Source organism: Actinomycetospora succinea, assembly GCF_004363095.1.
Classification (GTDB): domain Bacteria; phylum Actinomycetota; class Actinomycetes; order Mycobacteriales; family Pseudonocardiaceae; genus Actinomycetospora; species Actinomycetospora succinea.
The window spans coordinates 339678-359014 of record NZ_SNYO01000003.1 but is presented as its reverse complement, the minus strand read 5'-3'; the positions used below and the strand labels follow the sequence as shown (position 1 = coordinate 359014).

The 19337-nt window shown below is 74.4% G+C and carries 15 protein-coding genes and 1 riboswitch; of the genes, 7 read left to right on the top strand and 8 right to left on the bottom strand.

Annotated features, from left to right (window positions below; genetic code table 11):
* Positions 1–99: 99 nt before the first annotated feature.
* The 5 genes from EV188_RS12955 to EV188_RS12935 all read right to left on the bottom strand — a co-directional run bounded on the left by EV188_RS12955 (position 100) and on the right by EV188_RS12935 (position 4807).
* Entirely contained in the window at positions 100–915 is an 816-nt protein-coding gene (locus tag EV188_RS12955; protein WP_133826678.1) for an ABC transporter permease, read from the bottom strand.
* Positions 912–1970 carry an ABC transporter ATP-binding protein gene (locus tag EV188_RS12950; RefSeq protein WP_133827093.1) on the bottom strand — a complete coding sequence of 353 codons (1059 nt, stop codon included), beginning with the start codon at positions 1968–1970 and terminating at the stop codon, positions 912–914. Before EV188_RS12950 ends, EV188_RS12955 begins: the two co-directional genes overlap by 4 nt.
* Before the next feature lie 55 nt (positions 1971–2025).
* On the bottom strand, positions 2026–2712 hold the full coding sequence (locus EV188_RS12945; protein WP_133826677.1) for an ABC transporter permease: 687 nt from the start codon (positions 2710–2712) through the stop codon (positions 2026–2028).
* Entirely contained in the window at positions 2709–3698 is a 990-nt protein-coding gene (locus EV188_RS12940) for an IclR family transcriptional regulator (protein WP_133826676.1), read from the bottom strand. Before EV188_RS12940 ends, EV188_RS12945 begins: the two co-directional genes overlap by 4 nt.
* 359 nt (positions 3699–4057) lie before the next feature.
* Positions 4058–4807 (bottom strand): DUF6474 family protein, encoded by a 750-nt coding sequence (locus EV188_RS12935; RefSeq protein WP_133826675.1) that lies wholly within the window; start codon positions 4805–4807, stop codon positions 4058–4060.
* 255 nt (positions 4808–5062) lie between these two features.
* On the opposite strand from EV188_RS12935, the gene EV188_RS12930 reads away from it, so the two are divergent.
* Complete coding sequence (locus EV188_RS12930; RefSeq protein ID WP_133826674.1) at positions 5063–6847, top strand: TM0106 family RecB-like putative nuclease; 1785 nt, start codon at positions 5063–5065, stop codon at positions 6845–6847.
* A gap of 31 nt (positions 6848–6878) precedes the next feature.
* Here EV188_RS12930 and EV188_RS12925 read toward each other — a convergent pair whose 3' ends face one another.
* Together EV188_RS12925 and EV188_RS12920 are read right to left on the bottom strand one after the other, a co-directional pair.
* Entirely contained in the window at positions 6879–7637 is a 759-nt protein-coding gene (locus EV188_RS12925; protein ID WP_133826673.1) for an SDR family NAD(P)-dependent oxidoreductase, read from the bottom strand.
* Between the two features lie 135 nt (positions 7638–7772).
* Positions 7773–9044 (bottom strand): SAM-dependent methyltransferase, encoded by a 1272-nt coding sequence (locus EV188_RS12920; protein WP_243741659.1) that lies wholly within the window; start codon positions 9042–9044, stop codon positions 7773–7775.
* Between the two features lie 259 nt (positions 9045–9303).
* On the opposite strand from EV188_RS12920, the gene EV188_RS12915 reads away from it, so the two are divergent.
* The 3 genes from EV188_RS12915 to EV188_RS12905 all read left to right on the top strand — a co-directional run bounded on the left by EV188_RS12915 (position 9304) and on the right by EV188_RS12905 (position 13675).
* Complete coding sequence (locus EV188_RS12915) at positions 9304–11226, top strand: hypothetical protein (protein WP_133826671.1); 1923 nt, start codon at positions 9304–9306, stop codon at positions 11224–11226.
* Positions 11227–11243: 17 nt separating this feature from the next.
* Complete coding sequence (locus EV188_RS12910) at positions 11244–12020, top strand: PIG-L family deacetylase (protein ID WP_133826670.1); 777 nt, start codon at positions 11244–11246, stop codon at positions 12018–12020.
* 122 nt (positions 12021–12142) lie between these two features.
* Positions 12143–13675 carry a hypothetical protein gene (locus EV188_RS12905; protein WP_133826669.1) on the top strand — a complete coding sequence of 511 codons (1533 nt, stop codon included), beginning with the start codon at positions 12143–12145 and terminating at the stop codon, positions 13673–13675.
* Between the two features lie 21 nt (positions 13676–13696).
* On the opposite strand, the gene EV188_RS12900 is transcribed toward EV188_RS12905, so the two are convergent.
* Positions 13697–14383: a response regulator transcription factor gene (locus EV188_RS12900; RefSeq protein ID WP_133826668.1), complete on the bottom strand. Its 687-nt coding sequence runs from the start codon at positions 14381–14383 to the stop codon at positions 13697–13699.
* A 440-nt stretch (positions 14384–14823) separates the two neighbouring features.
* Here EV188_RS12900 and EV188_RS12895 point away from each other — a divergent pair, with 440 nt between their 5' ends.
* The 3 genes from EV188_RS12895 to EV188_RS12885 all read left to right on the top strand — a co-directional run bounded on the left by EV188_RS12895 (position 14824) and on the right by EV188_RS12885 (position 19265).
* Positions 14824–16113, top strand: coding sequence for a DUF1996 domain-containing protein (locus EV188_RS12895; RefSeq protein ID WP_243741658.1), 1290 nt, complete (start codon positions 14824–14826; stop codon positions 16111–16113).
* A 113-nt stretch (positions 16114–16226) separates the two neighbouring features.
* Positions 16227–16338, top strand: a riboswitch (TPP riboswitch).
* Entirely contained in the window at positions 16329–17690 is a 1362-nt protein-coding gene (locus tag EV188_RS12890; RefSeq protein ID WP_133826666.1) for a purine-cytosine permease family protein, read from the top strand. Its footprint overlaps the riboswitch before it by 10 nt.
* 81 nt (positions 17691–17771) lie before the next feature.
* Positions 17772–19265 (top strand): GDSL-type esterase/lipase family protein, encoded by a 1494-nt coding sequence (locus EV188_RS12885; RefSeq protein ID WP_133826665.1) that lies wholly within the window; start codon positions 17772–17774, stop codon positions 19263–19265.
* The last annotated feature ends 72 nt before the right edge of the window (positions 19266–19337 follow it).

Genomic DNA, 19337 nt, shown 5'->3' with positions numbered 1-19337 from the left:
CGCACAGTGTTCTCCTTATCCTCCGGGGTTGGCCGGGCTCGCGGGCGCGGGCGGACGGCCGAGAGAAATCTCGAGGGACCGGCGTCGGCCGGGCCGGGCTCAGCCGGATCGAGAGACGACGACGCGTTCGACGACGCCGGCGAGCCAGTCGATGAGCAGGGCGACCGTGGCGATGACCGCCCCGGCGACCAGCAGGACGTTGATGCGGTTGAGCCGCAGCGCCTGCTGGACGAGCTCGCCCAGGCCACCCGCCCCGATGTAGCTCGCGAGGGTGGCGGTACCGACGTTGAGCACGAGGGCCACGCGCAGCCCGGCCACGATGACCGGGACCGCGAGCGGGATCTCGACGCGGAAGAGCGTCTGTCGTGACGACATGCCCATCCCGCGCGCCGCCTCGATGAGCGACTGGTCGACCTGCTGCAGACCGATGACCGTGTTGCGGAGCACCGGGAGCAGCGCGGCCAGCGTGAGGCCGATGACGGCGGTGGTGACGCCGAAGTCGAGCCAGAACGCCATGAGCAGCAGGACGCCGAACGGCGGCAGTGCCTGCGCGAACCCGCCGATGGCGAGCACCGGGCCCTGCGCCTTCCGTGCGCCGCGACGGCTCAGCACGATGCCCAGGGGCACCGCGATGATCAGCACCAGCACCGTCGACAGGAACGCGAGCCAGAGGTGCTGGCGGAGCAGCCCCCACACGTTGTCGGCGGCGAGGACGCGTTCCTCGATGGTGTCGAGGTCGCGTGTCTGGATGTAGACGAACAGCAGGATCAGCAGCAGGATGATGATCGCCGGCAGGATGACCAGGTCGTAGTGCTGCTGCCAGAGCCGGGCGAGCCCGCTCTCCTTCTTGCCCTCGACCTCCTCGACCGTCTCCTGGGCCTGGGTGTTGATCGTCTCCGGGGTGGCCGTGCTCATGCGTCACGCTCCCGGGTGCGCAGCCCGCTGACGAGGTCGTTCCAGTGCAGGACGCCCTGCGCGCGGCCGTCGTCGTCGACGACGGCGACCAGCGAGGCCGCGCCGTCGAGCATGACGTCCACCGCGTCGTAGACCGTGCCGGAGATCGGCACCGTCACCAGCGCGACGCCCGAGGCGTCGGCACCGGGCAGGTGGCGCCACGACACCGGCTTGCCGGAGGCGTCGATCTCCACCACCGGGGTGCCGTTGCTGTTGCCGACCGCCTTCTCGTCGGTCTCGATGGGGTGCAGCTCCAGGCGCGCGAGCTCGAGCAGGGACAGGCGCCGGACCGCCGCGCCGCCGCCGACGAAGTCCGACACGAAGTCGTTCGCGGGCCGGGTGAGGACGGTCTCGGGGTCCGCGTACTGCTCCAGCTTGCCGGTCGCGAAGACGGCGATCTTGTCGCCGAGCTTCACGGCCTCCTGGAGGTCGTGGGTGACGAAGGCGATCGTCTTGCCGACGGTGCGCTGGATCTCCAGGAACTCGTCCTGGAGGCGGTCGCGCGTGATCGGGTCGATCGCGCCGAACGGCTCGTCCATGAGCATGACCGGCGGGTTCGCGGCGAGCGCGCGGGCGACGCCGACACGCTGCTGCTGGCCACCGGAGAGCTGGCGCGGGTAGCGGTCGCGGAAGGTCGAGGGCTCGAGGCCCACGAGGTGGAGCAGCTCGTCGGCGCGCTCCTTGGTCTTCTGCTTGTCCCAGCCGAGCATCCTCGGCACGACGCCGATGTTGTCGGCGATCGTGAAGTGCGGGAACAGGCCGCCCTGCTGGATGACGTAGCCGATCTGGCGGCGCAGGAGGTCACCGTTGACGTGGGTGACGTCCTTGCCGTCGAGCAGGATGCGGCCCGACGTCGGCTCGATCAGCCGGTTGATCATCTTCAGGGTGGTCGTCTTGCCGCAGCCCGAGGGGCCGATGAGCATGACGATCTCGCCCTGCTTGATGGTCATGTCGAGCTGGCTCACCGCGGGGGACGTGCCGCCCGGGTAGATCTTCTCGACGCCCTCGAGGACGATCGTGTCGGTCTGGCCGGCGCCGGGCTCCGGGACGACGGCGGTCTGGTCGGGGTTGTCAGACACGGATCCCCCTGGGGATGGTCAGGCGCTGGACGATGGCAAAGAAGATCTCGAAGACGGCGGCGACCACCAGGCACAGCAGCGTGCCCGCGAGGACCTGGTAGAAGGAGTTCGCCGCTCCGATGCGGGAGATCCCGTTGAGCAGCAGGATGCCGAGGCCGGGTCCCTGGACGACGGCGCCGACCACGGCGATCGAGATCGAGATCAGCGTGGTGACGCGGATGCCGTTGAGGATGACCGGCCAGGCCAGCGGCAGCTGGATGGTGAGCAGCCGGCGCAGCCGGCCGTAGCCGAGGCCCTTGGCGGACTCGAGCACCGCGCGGTCGACCGTGGTGAGGCCGGCGACGGTGTTCCGCAGCACCGTGTAGAGCGTGTAGATCGTCAGCACGATGATCGCGGTGGTCACCCCGAGCCCGGTGATGGGCAGGAACAGCGCGAACAGCGCCAGCGAGGGCACGGTGAGCAGGGCCGCGGTGAAGACCAGGCCGCCCTCGCGGACACCGGCCGCGAACCAGTCGAGCGAGAACCGGCGCGGGTCCGGCTCGCCGGTGGAGACCGCGAGCCCCAGCACGACGCTGATGAGGGATCCGAGCCCGACGGCGATGAGCACCACCAGGAAGTGGGCCTGCGTCAGGAACACGATCTGCTGCGAGTTGCTGGCGAGATAGTCCAGGAAGTTCACGACGCTCCTCTCTCGGGAGCAGGGGGGGTGGACAGGGGGGACACCTCGTTGTTCTGGCCGGGTGGTCCGGCGCGGGCGGTGGCGCGCCCTGCCGAGCTCACCGCGCCCGCCCCCAGGGACCGGGACAGGTCGTAGGCCGCCCGCAGCACCGCGGCGCGGACCTCGTCCAGGACGGGATCGACCCGCGACTCGGGGCCGCTGACGCCGAGGGCGGCGACCACGGCGCCGCTGCTGTCGCGCACCGGGGCGCCGAGGGAGAGCAGGCCGCGGTCGGTCTCGTGACGGGCCAGGGCCCACCCGCGGCGGCGTTCGTCGGCGACGCGGGAGACGAGCTCGTCGAGGGAGCGGGGCGCGGCCGGGCCGGCCGGGCCGAGGCCCTCGGGCACGATGACCCGGGCGATGGCGGCCGTGTCGAGGTCGAACAGAAGTGCACGCCCGGTGGCAGTACACGACAACGGCCCCGTGCGCCCCACCCACCCCGCCGCGCGCAACTCGCTGTCCGGCGCCGCGGAGGCGATCGTCATGACGCTGCCGCCGCTGCGGATCCCGACGTCCACGCGCTCGCCGAGCAGCGCGGCCTCGCGCGCGACGGCGGCGTCGGCCTCGTCGCGCAGCCGGCGCTCGACGGCCGTCGCGCCGATCGCGAACAGGCGCGTGCCGATCCGGTAGCGCAGGGAGCCGGGCTCGCGGTCGACGTACCCGGCGTCCGCGAGGAGCTTGAGCAGGCGCGAGACCTGCGATTTGTCCCGTCCGAGCTGGCGGGCGATCTCGACGACGCCGAGCGAGGACGGGCCGCCCGGCGTGCCGAGGAGGTCGAGGACGTCCAGCGCCCGGTTCACCGGGCCGCCGGCCTCGTCGCGCGGGCGTCGCCCGCGCGGGGCGGGCGTGGTCGGGGCGGCGTCCTTGGCGCCGATCGCGGCGGCGGTCGAGCCGGACGTCCTGGGGGCGGGGGCGTCCGCGGCTCCGGTGCGCGCGCGAGGGCTCACGGCTCGCCCCCTTCCCGTGACCCCGTCCCGGACTGCCCCGGATCGGGGCGTCTGCGGCAACGGGCGTTGTCTCAGCGACAACGACTGCGGGGACAGTAGGCGCGTGCGGTGCGAGTTGTCACCCCGTACGTCCGACATTCGAGGGATGTTTCCTCGCGGAGTCTGGACGCGGTGGGTGACGGAGCCCCGGTCGGCGGGCGCATCGGTGCGGGATCGCGGCAGCTCCGAGCACGACCAGCCCCTCGTCAGGGTCCGGACGGCCCTCGCGCATCACCCGTAGTGACGGCGGTGATGTTTCGAGATCGTGATGTGTCCCGGTCCCCGACGGGATCGCCCGTTCGGAGGACTGCTCGGGGAGCTCAGCCCGCGGAGGTCGGGCCGGTCACCGCGGTGCGGGGGTTGCCGCCGACGCCCCACAGGGCGAGCAGGCGGTCCTCGATGCGCTCGAGCTCGCCGGCCACCGCGACGTGGGCGCTGCGGCGGCGGCTCGCGGGCATCTGCTCGGCGGCGCGCACCGCGGACTCCAGGTCGCTCAGCCGCTGCTCGGCGTCCTCGACGAAGGAGCGGACCTCGGACGAGCGGGCGTCGTCGCCGCTGCCGTGGCGGGTGCGCAGGTCCTGGGCGGAGAGCGCGAGGTTGTGCACGCGGGCGTAGAGCGCCGCGCCGCGGCCGGTGAACTCGCCGAGCTCGTCGGGGGCGACGCCGAGCTGGCGGGCGCGGTGCGCGTCCCAGCGGTCCCGCGCCATGCCGACGGCCTGGTAGGCGATCGGGGCCACGATCGGCACGACGATGCGGGCGATCCCGATGTAGCGCTTGATCTTCGCGCCGGTCAGCGGGTCGGCGACGGTGCCGGTCGGGTCGTCGTCCTCGGCGTCGTCCTGCTCCTTCCAGCGCTTCTTGGCCGCCTTGAGGGTCTTCTTGTCGCCGAGGAGGCTCGCCTCCTGGGTCTCCGCGAGCCGCCGCTCGGCCAGCGCCGCCCGGCGCCGCTCCTTCTGCGCCGAGACCGCGAGGTCGGCGGCCTTCTTGCTCACGACGTAGACGTCGTCGCCGACCTGCATGGCGTCCGCCTCCGTCGCGGGCCGCCCGCGGTGGCGCCGCAGCAGTCCCATGGACCCTCCAGTCCTCGTGCCCGTGGCCTGTTCGTCGCGTCCGGGCGGATCGCCCGCACCCTAGTGGCCGCGGGCGGGGCGCCGCGGCCCGTGATCCGGCCCGGCGCGTCGGTGCGCCGGACCGGTCCGCCCGATCACCCGGGCCTCCTCGCGGCCCGAGTGCCCCGGTCGCCCCGGGCCCACACCCGGGCCCATACCCGGGCCGCGCCGACGCCGTCGACCAGCGCTGTCGGGGTCACGTGGGAAGCTCGGGGCATGAGCACGACCACCGCCCAGGGGACGGGAGACGGGTGTGCGCCCGCCGCCCCGCCGCCCGTCGCGCCGCCGCGGCCGGTCCTGCTCGACGCCGCGGCCACCACGCGGTGCCGCCGCCGGGTCCACCTCGAGCACGTGCCGTCGGAGGATCTCGGCCCGGGCGGCCCGCCCCCGGGCGACGAGGCCGACCCGGGCGTGGCGATGCGCAAGGCGGACGCGGCGAGCCACCGGGCGGCGCTCGCCGCGCGGTGGGCCGAGCTCCTCGGGCCGCGCTGGACCACCGTGCCGGCGGCCCCCACCGCCCGCGAGCGGGCCGCGGCCACGCGCGAGGTGCTCGCGGACACCGCGTCGGTGCCCGACCTGGTCGGGGGCGCCGAGCTCCCGGCGGGCGAGGGGCGGCGCGGGCACGCGGAGGCCCTCGTGCGGGCGGTGCCCGGGGATCCGGCGTCCGGCTGGTGGCCGCTGATCGTCGTGCGCCACCGCATCACCGACCCGGGCGAGGGCGCGCTGACCTCCCCGCTCGGGCGGCCCCACCCCGACGCGGCCGCCCCCGACGACGCCCGGCGCGTGCGCACCGTGACGCGCGACGTGCTGCGCCTGGCCCACCTGCACCGCATGCTGCGCGCCGCCGGGCTCGCGCCACCGGAGACGCCGGGCAGGCCCGTCTGGGGCGGCATCGTCGGCCTCGACGCCGACGTCGTCGTGTGGGTCGACCTCGCCAGCTCGGCAGGCTCCGGCGGACGCAGCACCCTCGAGACCTACGACCGCCGCCACGCCGACCGCCTCGCCGTCGCCGAGGCCGCGCGTTCCCGCGCCCCGGCGCTGGCCGAGCCCTCGCGCATCACCGAGTGCCGGCGCTGTCCCTGGTGGCCGACGTGCGAGTCGGCGCTGCGCGCGGTCGACGACGTCAGCCTCGTCGTCCGGGGCGACGCGGCCCTGCGGCTGCGCGGCCGGGGCGTCACCACCGTCCGCGAGCTCGCGGCGATCGACCCGGCCGAGGGCCTCCCCGGGCCGCCGCCCGACCCCGAGGTGCCCGACGGGGCCTTCGAGGGTGCGGACCTCGTGGAGGCCGTCGCGCTCGCCCGCGCCTGGAGCCGCGACGTCCCGCTCGTGCGTCGCGTCGTGCGTCCGACCGTCGCGCGGGGCGACGTCGAGGTCGACGTCGACATGGAGAGCCTCGGCGAGGACGGCGCCTACCTGTGGGGCGCGCTGCTCTCGGGCGCCGACATCGGGCTCGAGCCCGGCTACCGCGGCTTCGTCACCTGGGATCCGCTGCCCACCCGCGACGAGGGCCGCTCGTTCGGCGAGTTCTGGACGTGGCTCTCCGAGGTCCGCGCGCGGTGCGCCGAGCGCGGCCTCGTGCTGCGGGCCTACTGCTACAACGAGCAGGCGGAGAACCGCTGGCTGCGCGCGTCGGTCGAGCGGTTCGGCGACATGCCGGGGGTGCCGACGGCGGCGGAGGTCGAGGAGTTCATCGCCTCCGACGCGTGGATCGACCTGTTCCCGGTGGTCAGCGAGTCGTTCCTCTGCCCGCACGGCAAGGGCCTCAAGCGGGTCGCGCCGTCGGCGGGGTTCGCCTGGCACGACCCGGAGGCCGGCGGCGAGAACTCCATGCGCTGGTACCGCGACGCGGTCGGACTCGACGGCGGCGAGCCCGACCCGGCGCAGCGCGAGCGGCTGCTCGTCTACAACGCGGACGACGTCCGGGCCACGTGGACGCTGCGCACGTGGCTGACGTCGGAGCGGGTCCTCGAGGTGCCGTACCTCGAGGACCTCACCGCCTGATCTACCGGGGCTTGATCTACCGGGGCCTGATCTACCGGGGCTGCATCCGCAGGCCGCCGTCGAAGCGGATGACCTCGCCGTTGAGGTAGTCGTGCTCGATGATCTGGCCGACCAGCTGCGCGTACTCGTCCGGGCGGCCCAGCCGCTGCGGGAACGGGATGCCCGCGGCGAGCTGCTCGCGGAACGACTCCTCGACGCCGGCCAGCATCGGGGTGTCGATGATGCCGGGCGCGATCGTCATGACGCGGATGCCGTACTGGGCGAGGTCGCGGGCCGCCGGCACCGTCATGCCGACCACGCCGCCCTTGGACGCGGCGTAGGCGACCTGGCCGATCTGGCCCTCGAACGCGGCGACCGAGGCGGTGTTGACCACGACGCCGCGGGCGCCGTCGGTGAGCGGCTCGGTCTGTGCGATCGCCTCGGAGGCCAGGCGCATGACGTTGAAGGTGCCGATCAGGTTGACGCTGATGACCTGGTTGAACACCCCGAGGTCGTGCGGGCCCTTCTTCGACAGCACGCGCCCGGCGGTGCCGATGCCCGCGCAGTTGACGACGACGCGCAGCGGCAGGCCGGTGTCCGTCGCCGCCTCGACCGCGGCGGCGACCTGGTCGCCGTCGGTGACGTCGGCGCCGACGTAGGAGACGTTGTCGAGCGCCTCCGCCCCGTCGACGGCCTTCGGCAGGTCGATCGCGATGACGCGGGCGCCCTGCTCGGCGAGCCGGCGGACGGTGGCACCGCCGAGGCCCGAGGCCCCTCCGGTGACGATCGCGGCGACGTCGTTGGTGTCCATCTCTCTGCGGCGCTCCTCTGCGGCACGGGTGAAGACGAGGGCGTGTACCCGCGCGGAGGCTATCCCCGACACCCCGTGCCGGTCAGCCCTGACTGTTCGTGAAGGCCGACACGTCGGGGTCCAGGCACGTCGCGATCAGGGACGCGCGATCCCCAACTGGTAGTCGTCGAGGTAGCGCGACGCGAAGCCGGCCTCGGAGTAGGCCAGGTAGAAGTCCCACATCCGCACGAACGTCTCGTCGAACCCGAGCGCGCGCACCTCCTCCGCGCGTGCCAGGAAGGTGTCGCGCCAGCGGTGCAGGGTCTCGGCGTAGTCGAGCCCGATCGAGCGACGGTCGACCACCTGCAGCGTCGTGTGCCGGGCGAGGGTGTCGTCGACGGCCTCGAGGCTCGGGATCAGCCCGCCCGGGAAGACGTACTTGTGGATCCAGGTGTACGACGACTTGGTCGCCTCGAGCCGGTGGTGCGGCATGGTGATCGACTGCAGGCCGAAGCGGCCGCCGGGGGCGAGCAGCCGGTCGACGGTGCGGAAGTACTCGGGCCAGAAGCGCTCGCCGACGGCCTCGATCATCTCGATGCTGACGACGGCGTCGTAGAGGCCCGCCGCCTCCCGGTAGTCGCGGACGTCGATCGTGATCCGGTCGGAGACCCCGGCGCGCTCGGCACGGGCCCGGGCGAGCTCGGCCTGCTCCACCGACAGCGTCAGCGTGGTGACCCGGGCGCCCCGGCGCGCGGCGCGGATGGCCGCCTCGCCCCACCCGGTGCCGATCTCGAGCACGTGCTGGCCCGCGCGCACCCCGGCGAGGTCGAGGATGCCGTCGATCTTGCGGTGCTGGGCGTCGACCAGCGGCTCCTCGGGGCGCAGCGGGTCGAACCAGGCGGCCGAGTACATCATCGACTCGTCGAGGAAGAGCGCGAACAGGTCGTTCGACAGGTCGTAGTGCCGGTGCACGTTCTCCTGCGAGACCTCGGCGTCGGCGGCGACCTCCTCACGCGGCTGGCCCCGGTCGTACAGGCGGCGCAGGTTGCGCAGGGGTCGGGGGACGAGCTCCTCGATGTGGTCGGTCATGACGCGCAGGACGCCGACGAGGTCGTCGGAGTCCCAGTCGCCGACCATCCAGCCCTCGCCGAAGCCGATCAGCCCGTGCCGGCCGAGGCGGGTGAAGAAGGCCTCGGGGCGGATGAGCCGCAGCCCGGGGCCGCCCGTGTCGCCCTCGACCGAGCCGTCCGGCCACACCAGGTGCATCGGCAGGCGCTTGACCGCCGACCGCACCAGCCCGCGCGCCACGGTCATGCGCAGCCGGTTCTCGCCCGGGTCCTGCAGACCCGGCCACACGCCCTCGGCGGGCCGCGGCAGGACGCGACCGCCTCGGGAGGCGGTGGCGGTGGTGCGCGAGCTCGGAGACACGGCGACGTCCTCTCGTCCGCGGCCGGGGGAGTTCGACCGCTCTTCCACGTGCGCGACGCCCCTCGTGCGCCGCATTCGCCGCCACCTTCGTGAGGGGGAGCCGGAGTGTTCGCTCCTTTTCGCCGAGATCACGCCGGGGGTCGCCGAACTGAAGATCACTCACGGAGCGCGGTCGTGCGTTACCGTGCGGAACCTGCGCAGGTCGGACGGTGTTCGAGACCGACCGGCCCTGATCAGCGGAGCCGCGGAGGAAGGTGCGATGGGCGTCCCGGAGCAGCTGCGTCGGCTCGACGAGGACCTGGCCACCGGCCGGGTCGACGCCGAGTCGTACCGCCGCCGCCGCGACGAGATCCTCGCCTCCCGATTGCCGCCCCCGCCGGCCTCGCGCGACGACCTCGACGACAGCGAGCTCGACGCCGCCGACCACGAGCTGGGCTTCGACGACGGGTTCGAGACCGGCTACGGCGCGACGGGTGACCGCACGAACGGGCGCTCGACCGCCTCGCCCCCGGCCGCGCCGCCCCCGGCCGCGCCGCACCGGCCGCCGCCCGGCCCGCCCTCCGGCGGGCCTCGGCCGCTGGGGCCGGCACGCCCGGCGGACACCGGCCGCCCCGCCCCGCCGCCGCGTGGCGGGCCGCCCCCGCCCGACCGCCGACCGCCGTCCCCGCCGTCGCGTCCGGCCGAGCCCGCGGACAGGGGTGCTGTCCTGCCGCCGTCGCGTCCCGCCACGTCCGCGGGTCCGGAGCGGCCGGCGACCCCGCCGTCGCGGACGGCCGAGTCCGCGGCGCCGCAGCGTCCGGCGGAGCCCGCGGCGCCGCAGCGACCGGCGACGCCAGCCGCCCCCGCTGCTCCCCGGGCGACGATCCCGGCCTCGGGAGCCGTCGAGAGCGCCCTGTCCCCGGCGAGCCCGGAGCCCGGCGCGGCGGGCACGACGTCGGAGAAGGCCGCGACCGGAGCCGCGACCCGTCCCGCCGACCCGGGTCCGCAGGACACGGTCGCCGACCCGACGCCCGCGAGCCCGGCCGAGGGTGACGCGGCCGGAGCCGCTGCTGAGCCGGTTCGGGATGCGGTCGCGGACCCCGCGCCCGTGACGGCGGGTTCCGGCGACCCGAGTCCCCAGGACACGGTGACCGACTCCGCGCGCCCGACCACGGCCGATGCGACCGAAGGCGCCTCCGGTGCGCCGGACCCGGGTCCTCGGGACACGGTCGCCGACCCGGAGTCCACGACCTCGGCCGCCGCCGACGCGGCCGGTGCGACCGCCGGCGCCGCCGACCCGAGTCGTCAGGACACGGGTTCGGAGTCGCCGTCCGCGCCATCCGCGCCGTCCGCGCCGTCCTCGCCGTCCTCGCCGTCGGCCGCCGGTGCCGCCGAACCGGGTCGCGAGGACACGGTGGCCGGCACGGAGCGGCCCGCCTCCGTGGTCGACGACGACCCGCCCGACACCGAGACGCGGTGGACACCTCTCCCGGGGCGCGCCGTCCGCGCGGCACCGGCGGAGCCCGCCGGCGAGCCCGCTGTGGGCGAGCAGGCCGAGGACGCCGACCAGCTCCGCGGCATCCCCGTGCCCGCGACGCCCGCCGAGGCGCCGCCCCTGCCCGAGACGCGCGCGTCGTCGCCCGCCCTCCGCCCACCTCCGCCACCGGCCGAGGAGGAGGACGACGCCCGCACCGACGAGCGCCCGCTGCCGGCGGACCCGTTCCCGCCGCCGTTCCGGTGGTCGGCGCAGGACGCCGACGCCGGGACGTCCCCGGACACGACGCAGGTCGTCCCCGACGCCCCCGGACCGGCCGCCGACCGCACGCAGGTGGTGGCGCGCGACGAGCCGGCGCCGGAGGCGACCCAGGTGGTGCGCCGGCGCCCCGAGCCGCCACCACCCCTGCCGCCTCCGCGCGGGGCGGCGACGTGGCGCAGCGGTCCTGCACGGCCCGGTCCGCCCCCGCCGCCGGAGCGCACGCAGTTCGTCCCCGGCGCGGTGCCGGCGCGGGCGGCCGGGGGCGGCGTGGCGCGTCCGGAGGACACGGCCCCGCCGTGGGCGAGCGCCGCGGCGCGCTCGGAGGGCCTCCAGGGCCGCGAGCTCTTCGCGCGCGGGCCGGGCCCGCGCGCGGGCGTGATCCTCGGGACGGTGGCGTTGCTGCTGCTCGTCGCGATCGTGCTGGTGGCGTCGATCGCGCTCGCCTGATCGCTAGGCTCGGTGTCGTGGCGACCATGGTCAGCTTCCACGCACACCCCGACGACGAGTGCATCACCTGCGGCGGCGTCATGCGCGCCGCCGCCGACGCCGGCCACCGGGTGGTGCTGGTGGTCGCGACGCGCGGCGAGCACGGCGAGATCGTGCCCGGCGTGCTCTCCGACGGCGAGACGCTCGCGCAGCGCCGCGTCAAGGAGACCCACGACTCCGCCGAGGTGCTCGGCGCCGAGCGGGTCGAGTTCCTCGGGTACACCGACTCCGGGATGGTCGACACCGAGACCAACGGCGAGCCCGGCTCGTTCTGGTCCGCCGACGTCGAGGAGGCCGCCGAGCGTCTGGCCGCGATCCTGCGGGAGGAGGACGCCGAGGTCCTCACCGTCTACGACCGCATCGGCGGCTACGGCCACCCCGACCACATCCAGGTCCACCGGGTCGGGCGCCGCGCCGGCGAGCTGGCCGGCACGCCGCGGGTGTACGAGGCCACCTCCAACCGCGACGACTTCCGCCGCATGGCCGAGATGGCCCGTGAGGCCGGCGAGGAGATGCCCGACCTCGACCCGGAAGCCTTCGGCTCGCCCGAGTCGGTCCTGACCACCCGGGTCGACGTGACGCCCTGGCTCAAGGCCAAGCGCGCGGCGATGCGGGTGCACCGCAGCCAGATCCCCGAGGACTCCTTCTTCCTCGCGCTGCCCGACGACCGGTTCGCGATGGCCTTCGGCACCGAGTGGTTCATCCGCGTCGGCGGCGATCCCGCGCAGCGCGAGGACACCCTCTTCCCCGCCTAGCGACCGCCCCGGCTACGGGCTCGACCAGCTCGACGTGGTGATATGGGCGCCGACAGCTGACACACGGAGACGGAGCCGGCGGATGCGGTACGAGATCGTCGTCGAGCCGGGGATGACCTGAGGTGGCGACCGGCCTCGACCCGGCGACCGGGTCGGACCACGACGTCCCCGTGACCGTCGACGACCCCCCGCCGGCGCGGACGCTCCCGCGACCGTCGCCCCAGACGCTGCTGATCGCCGCCGTCGGCGCGCTGATGGGCGGGCTGCTGTTCCTCGTCGCCTACCGCGGGATGCCCGACGACTCCTACATCACGCTCGACTACGCCCGGAACGTCGCCGAGCTCGGGCACTGGGGCCTCACGCCGTTCCGCGACGCCAACTCGGCCACCTCGCCGCTGAACGTGTGGCTCCTCGCCGCCGGCATCGTCGTCACCGGGCGCCCGGCGGTCTCGGCCGGCCTCGTCCTCGTGGCCACCACCGCCGCCATGGCGGTCTGGGCGTCCGCGCTGGCCGCGCAGCTGGGCCTGCGCCGCCCCGTCGTCGCGTTCCTCACCGTCGGCCTGATCGTCAGCTCGCCGATCTTCGCCGCGGTGGTCGGCATGGAGTCGTTCCTCGTGGCGGCCCTGCTCGTCGCCGTGGTGCGCTACGCCGCCGCCCGGCGCCCGGTCGCGACCGGGATCGTCATGGGCCTCGGCGTGCTCACCCGTCCCGACCTCGTGCTGCCCGCCGTCGTCCTCGTCGCGGTGCTCTTCCTCGCCGCGGCCCCGCGGGCGGTGCGCGGCGCGCTGGTCGCGGTCGGGGTGGGCGCGCTGGTGACGCTGCCGTGGCACGTCTGGTCGTGGTTCGTGCTCGGCAGCTTCGTCCCGGACAGCCTGATCATCAAGACGAGCGGCGCGTTCCCCGGCGGCGAGGTCTTCGGCAACGGGCCGCTGTTCATGGCCGAGCGCTGGCCGATCGCCATGCTCGTCGTCGGCGTGGTCGTCGGGGTGGGCCTCGTGTCCGTCGCCGTCTCGGCCGCCCGGTGGGTGCGCGGGGAGGGGCGGCTGCTCGACCGCGTCGTGGTCGCCGCCGGCCTCGCCGGCGCCGTGCACTACGCGGCGTACGCGGCGATGGGCGTCTCGTCCTACATCTGGTACTACTGCCCGTCGTTGGCGCTGCTGACGCTGTGCGCCGCGCTCGGCGCCGCCGACCTGAGCCTGCAGCGCACCACCGCCGTCGTCACCGGCCTCGCGCTCGTCGCCGGGGTGAGCATCGGCCACCAGACCGGGCTCGGCATCCCGTGGCCGCACCCGGCGGTGTTCGGCAACTGGGCCAGTGCCGCCGACTACATCAACGCCGGCACGGAGCTGGGCCGGGCGGTGCCGACGGACCAGAGCGTCCTCGCGCCCGGCGAGATCGGGACGCTGGCGTTCGCGTGCCGCTGCGACATCGTCGACCAGTTCAGCGACCGGGCCCGGCTGATGTCGATCGTCGACTCGCGCCTGGCCTCGGCGGGCCCGCTCGGGGGGTTCCTGCTGCGCGTGAACTTCCTGCACGCCGAGCGCCGGCCCGTCGAGCCCCCCGACCGCACGCTGACCTACGAGACGGGCACCGGCCCCGGCTGGCCGACCTACGTCATCGGCCGCGGCGCGGGGCACCTCGTCCTCGCGCCCTGAGGACGGGCCCTGGGAAGGGACTCAGCCCTCGAGGATGTAGCCGCGCCCGCGGACGGTGCGGATCCGCTCCGCGCCGAGCTTGCGGCGCAGGTAGCCGATGTAGACCTCGACGATGTTCGAGGTCGGCGGTCCGCCCCAGACGCGGGTGACGAGCTGCTCCTGCGACATGGCCTGGCCGCGCGGGTGCCGGATGAGCGCGTCGACCACCGCGTACTCGGTGCGCGACAGGCTGACCGGCTTGTTCTCGACGAACACCTGCTCGAGGGCCGTGTCGACGGCCACCTCGCCGCGGCGCAGGAACAGCTGCGCGGTCGGGCGGTCGTCGCCCAGGCGCAGCCGCAGGCGCGCCAGCAGCTCCTCCATGGGGAAGGGCGTGACCAGGTAGTCGTCCTGCGTCGCGCGCAGGGTGGACACCGTGCGGTCGCGCGCCTCCGGGCTGGTCAGCGCGATGATCGGGGTCCGCGGGCTGTCGCGGTGCAGGTCCGCGAGCACCTCGACGGGCCGCAGCCCCGGCATCTCCACGTCCAGCACGACGGCCCGCGCGCCGCTGGCCCGTGCGGTCGCCCCGACGCTCCAGCTCTCCCGGAGGAGCTGGGGTTCGAAGCCGTGCGACCGCAACGTCCCGACCAGGACGCTCGTTGTGCGATGGGAAGGGGCCACGCACAGCACGCGGCCCCGCTCCGCGCCCGCATAACGATCAGGTCTCATCGCGGTCCAGCTTGTACCGGGACGCGTTCGAGTTCAATCGACGAGCGGCGAGCGGAGACGTGATGCTCGTCGGCGGTCCTTCCCTGAGAGCCCACTGGCGCGAGCGGACCAGATTTTCATCCGTTCAGCCCCACCACCCTGCCGATCGTCGCGCTCAGCGGCCCTGCGAGCGGCGTCCAGAGCTGAGATCTCTCAGATAAGCGGTCGCCGGACGGCCGTGTCCCTACCGTGACCTTCCGTCGGAGCCCGGACGGCGACGCTCCCCCTCTTTCCTGCCGCCGCCCGTGCTCCGCCGACATCCACAGGCAGGACACCCATGTCCCCGGCGTCGATTCCCCGGACGAGCTCCCCCGTCCCGGCGTCGCGGGCACCGTCAGGAGGTTCCCGTGCCCCGACGCGGACGACATCGCACAAACCTGCCGACACGGCTCATCGCGACCGTGGCGGCCCTGCTGGTCACGGCCGGCGTCGTCGTGGCGGCCGGCTCGGCCGCCGCCGAGGACGGCGGTGGTGACGGCGGCATCCTCAGCTCGCTCACCGGCAGCTCGTCCTCCGAAGGGTCCGGCGACGAGTCGGACAGCGAATCGGGTGACGACAACGGGTCGGACCAGAACTCCGGGGACGACTCCGGGGACGAGGGCGACCAGAACGGCGACGGCCAGGGCGGCGACGGCCAGGCCCAGGGCGACGAGAACGACGACCAGGGCCAGGACGGCGACCAGGGTCAGCAGCGTCGGGGTCAGGGCAACAACGGCATGACCCAGGACGACGGCGAGGTCGACGCCGACAACGAGGGCGCGGACGTCGAGGCCGCCGAGGCCGCCGACCCGTTCCCGGGCCGTGACGAGGCGCGGAACGCCGACCGCGGCGACTACGTCGACATCAACCAGGTCGAGGCCAACGGCAACATCGGCGAGGGCGGCTCCTTCAGCGGCGGCTCGTACTCCGTCGACTGTGGCGTCAGCGACCACAACAACTCCGACAACTACATGGCCGCGCCGGGCAAGAAGAACGGTGCCCAGCACGTCCACGACTACGTCGGCAACGAGTCGACCGACGCGAACTCGGACGACGACTCGCTCGAGCAGGCCGGCACGTCCTGCGGCAACGGCGACCAGTCGACCTTCTTCTGGCCGGTCCTGCGCAACATCAACGGTCAGAGCCCCGACGAGGGCGAGGACGGCGGCAGCCTCGACGGCAACGTCGGCTCGATCCTCAAGCCGACCTCGGCGCAGCTGACCTTCCGCGGCCACGGCGACGAGCCGGTCGAGCCCATGCCGACCCACCTCATGATGATCATGGGGAACGCGAAGCAGGGCGCACAGAACGGCGAGAACGCCAACGCGAAGTACACCTGCTCCAACGCCCAGGACCGGGTCACCGAGCAGTACCCGATCTGCAGCGGCGGCGGCAAGCTGATGCGCCTGCTCGACTACCCGAGCTGCTGGGACGGCCAGAACCTGGAGTCGGCGAACTTCCGTGACCACATGGCCTTCGCGGACGACGACGGCAACTGCTCGGACGGCTTCAAGCCGATCCCGGCGCTGCGGATCACGCTGACCTACGACCAGCCCGCGGGCCGGACGTTCCAGATCGACAGCTTCCCGAACGAGACGCACGACCCGAAGACGGACCACTCCGACTTCGAGAACCTGGCCAGCCAGGACTCGAACGACGCGGGTGCCGCCTGCATCAACGAGAACCGGACCTGCGCGAACCTGCCGCAGTAACCGCCACCGCACGACCCCGAGGGGCCGTCCCCGTGATCCTCGCGATCACGGTGGGCGGCCCCTCGTGGCGTGTGGGTCGTGTGTGTCTCGCGTACGGTCGTCGGCAGGCGCCGACCGGCGCTCACGGGAGTCCGGAGCCACCGGGCTGAGAGGGGACCTGCGCGGTCCCGACCGTCGGAACCTGATCCGGATCATGCCGGCGCAGGGAGGCTGCTGTGAGTACGTCTGCGTCCACCTCCACCACGGCCCACGACGGCCCGGCGGAGGTCGCCCCCACCCTCGACGGCCCGGTGCCGAAGACGCTCGGGTTCCTCGACCAGGGCGCCTTCTGGGCCAACCTCGGTGTCAGCCTGCTGGGCTTCGCCGGGGTCCTCGCGGTCCTGCAGCCCGCGGGCGCCCCGCCGCTGACCGTCACCGCCGCGGTCGTCGCGACCGTCGTCGGGACCCTCATCGGCAGCGCCATGGTCGGGCTCTCGGCCATGCCCGGCGCGGCCACCGGCGCGCCCGCGATGGTGCTGCTGCGCGGCCTGTTCGGCGGCGTCCTGTCGTGGCTCCCGTCGGTGCTCAACGTCGTCCAGCTCGTCGGCTGGGGCACGTTCGAGCTGGTGGTCATCGCCCAGGCCGGCACGCTCGCCCTCGGCGGCCCGACCTGGGCCTGGGTGCTCGGCGCCGGCGTCGTCACGACCCTGCTGACGCTGCGCCCGCTGGGGATGCTGCGGCTGCTGCGGCGGGTGGTGACGATCCTGGTCGCCATCTCGGTCGCCTACCTCACGTGGTGGCTCTTCTCCCGGCCGGAACTGGACCTCGCCGCCGGCGGCGGCTCCTGGGAGGGCTTCTGGGCCGGGACCGACGCGGCCATCGCCGTCGCCGTCTCGTGGATCCCGGTCGCCTCGGACTTCTCCCGGCACTCGCGGCGCGTCTCGACGGCGTTCACCGCGGCGACCGTCGGCTACGGCATCACGCAGATCGTCTGCTTCGTCGTCGGGCTCGCCGCCCTCGCGCTCGTCGCGGGTGACGGGGACGCGGTCTTCGCCCCCATGCTCGCCGCGCCGCTCGGGCTCGTGGCGCTGCTGGTGCTCACCGCCCGCGAGACCGACCAGTCGTTCGCGAACGTCTACTCCACGGCGATCTCGGTGCAGAACCTCGCGCCGCGCGCCGACCGCCGGGTGCTGTGCCTGGTGATCGGCGTCCTCGTCACCGTGCTCGCCCTCGGCGTGACCATCGACGACTACGCGGTCTTCCTCGCCGTCATCGGGTCGGTGTTCGTGCCGCTGCTCGGCGTGGGGGTCGGCGACGCCCTGGTCCGCCGGGGTGCCGCGCCGGACCTGTCGCGGTGGGCGCCGTCGCGCCCGCTCATGGTCGTCGCCTGGGTGGTCGGTCTCGCCGTGTACCAGCTGGTCAACCCCGGTGGTGCGCCGGGCTGGTCGGACGCCTGGACCGCGCTGCGCGACGCGATCGGGTTCGCGCCGCCGTCGTGGCTCTCGGCGTCGCTGCTGTCGTTCGTGGTGGCCGCCGTGGTCGCCGCGGCGCTGGCGACGCTCGAGCGCCGCGACAGGACGGACGCCACGAGCGGGTGACGCCGACGGGGTCGGTCCGGTAGGGCTGGGAGCCGACAGGGCCCGGGATGTCTCCGGGGGAGTCGACCAGCGAGGAGGGCCGTGGGCCGCCGCCTCCGCGGAATCCGGCGCGAGCTGCGCTCGCCGGTGACGCTCCTGCTGGTCGTGGCCTGTGTCGTCGCCGGCGTGTGGGCGGCGCTGGTGCTGACCCCGGACCAGGACGTCGAGGCGTTCGGGCAGCAGATCAGCGTGGGCGTCCAGCCGCCGAGCGCGACGGCCTCGGGGCCGCCGCGGATCGTCCAGATCGGCAACACCAGCCTCGACGTCCCCGACGTGACGATCTACGGGCCGATCCGTCCCCAGCTCTCGATCGGCCCGGTGCAGCGCAACGAGACCGCCGGGTCCGCGCTCGAGTCGCTGGCCGACGGCGACAGCCCGACCGAGGCGCTCTCGGCGATCGTGACGGGCTTCGAGGCGTGGTTCGGGAAGGCGACGCTGATCCTCGTCGCGGTGGTGCTCGGGGTCTGCGGGCTCGTGGGCTCGCTGCGGGTCCTCGCCACCCTGCGGCTCACCGCCCGCCGCTCCGGCGCCGGCGCCCGGCCCGCGGTGATCGCCCGTCGGCTCTCCCGGACGCTCACGCTGTCGACGATCACCGCGCTCGCCGTGTCCCTCGTCGTGTGGGGGGCCTGCGGCGCGCTCGCGGTGGCCGGCGCGCAGGACCTCCGCAGCGCGGAGTCGCTGACCGACCTCACGGGCGCGCACCACGTCACCCCGTCGCCGGTGGGCCCGACCGTCTCCGGGGTGCGGGGCGTCGTGATCGGCGACTCGCGGGTGGCCCGGCTCGGCGGGACGCCGGCGCCGGGCGCCTCGCCCGAGGACGTCGCCTGCGCCCGCAGCAGCGACTCGCTGGCCCGCCAGCTCGGCGCGGCGATCCGTGACGACGTCCTCAACCTCGCCTGTTCCGGCGCCCGCATCGCCACCGGCCTGCGCGGGCCCCAGCAGACCGGCGGCGTCACGGTCCCGCCGCAGATCGGGCGCCTCAAGCAGGTCGAGGACCCGGCGTTCGTCGTCGTCGCGGTCGGTCCCAACGACCTGAACTGGACCGACCTCATCGGCTACTGCTACGCGGTCGCCGACTGCGCGGACAACTTCACCGCCGGCGAGTTCCGGTACCGGCTGGCGGCCTTCGACCGCGACTACGCCGACCTCCTCGCCGACCTCGCGACCCTCCCGTCCAAGCCGCGGGTCGTGGTCATGACCAGCTACGACGTGCTGCGCCCGGACGCGCGGTGCTCGACGGCGCGGGGCCCGCTGCAGTACCCCGGGCTCACCCCGGAGGAGATCCAGCTGCTCTCCGACCGCAACGCCGAGCTCAACGGGGTGCTCACCGCCGGCGCCGCGCGCTACGGCTTCGACGTCGTCGCGCCGCCGCTGACCCCGCTGTGCGAGCCGTCGCCGGACGGGCTCGGGCCGGACCTCCAGTCGCTCGACGACCCGCACCCGTTCCACCCGACCGGCGTCGGCGAGCTGCGCCTCGCGATCCCCGTCGTCGACCGGATCGGGCTGCCGCCCGCCGCGGCGCCACCGCCGGGCTGAGGCGGCTGATCGTTTCAACGGGTGCGGCCGGTCGGGGCAACCGTGGGGTCGGGTGCTTCGAGAGCGTGCGGG

Coding starts and splice junctions, on each gene's coding strand:
- EV188_RS12935 (WP_133826675.1), bottom strand. CDS start 4,807: ATGGGACTGCTGCGGCGCCACCGCGGGCGGCCCGCGACGGAGGCGGAC.
- EV188_RS12900 (WP_133826668.1), bottom strand. CDS start 14,383: ATGAGACCTGATCGTTATGCGGGCGCGGAGCGGGGCCGCGTGCTGTGC.
- EV188_RS12925 (WP_133826673.1), bottom strand. CDS start 7,637: ATGGACACCAACGACGTCGCCGCGATCGTCACCGGAGGGGCCTCGGGC.
- EV188_RS12930 (WP_133826674.1), top strand. CDS start 5,063: ATGAGCACGACCACCGCCCAGGGGACGGGAGACGGGTGTGCGCCCGCC.
- EV188_RS12955 (WP_133826678.1), bottom strand. CDS start 915: ATGAGCACGGCCACCCCGGAGACGATCAACACCCAGGCCCAGGAGACG.
- EV188_RS12915 (WP_133826671.1), top strand. CDS start 9,304: ATGGGCGTCCCGGAGCAGCTGCGTCGGCTCGACGAGGACCTGGCCACC.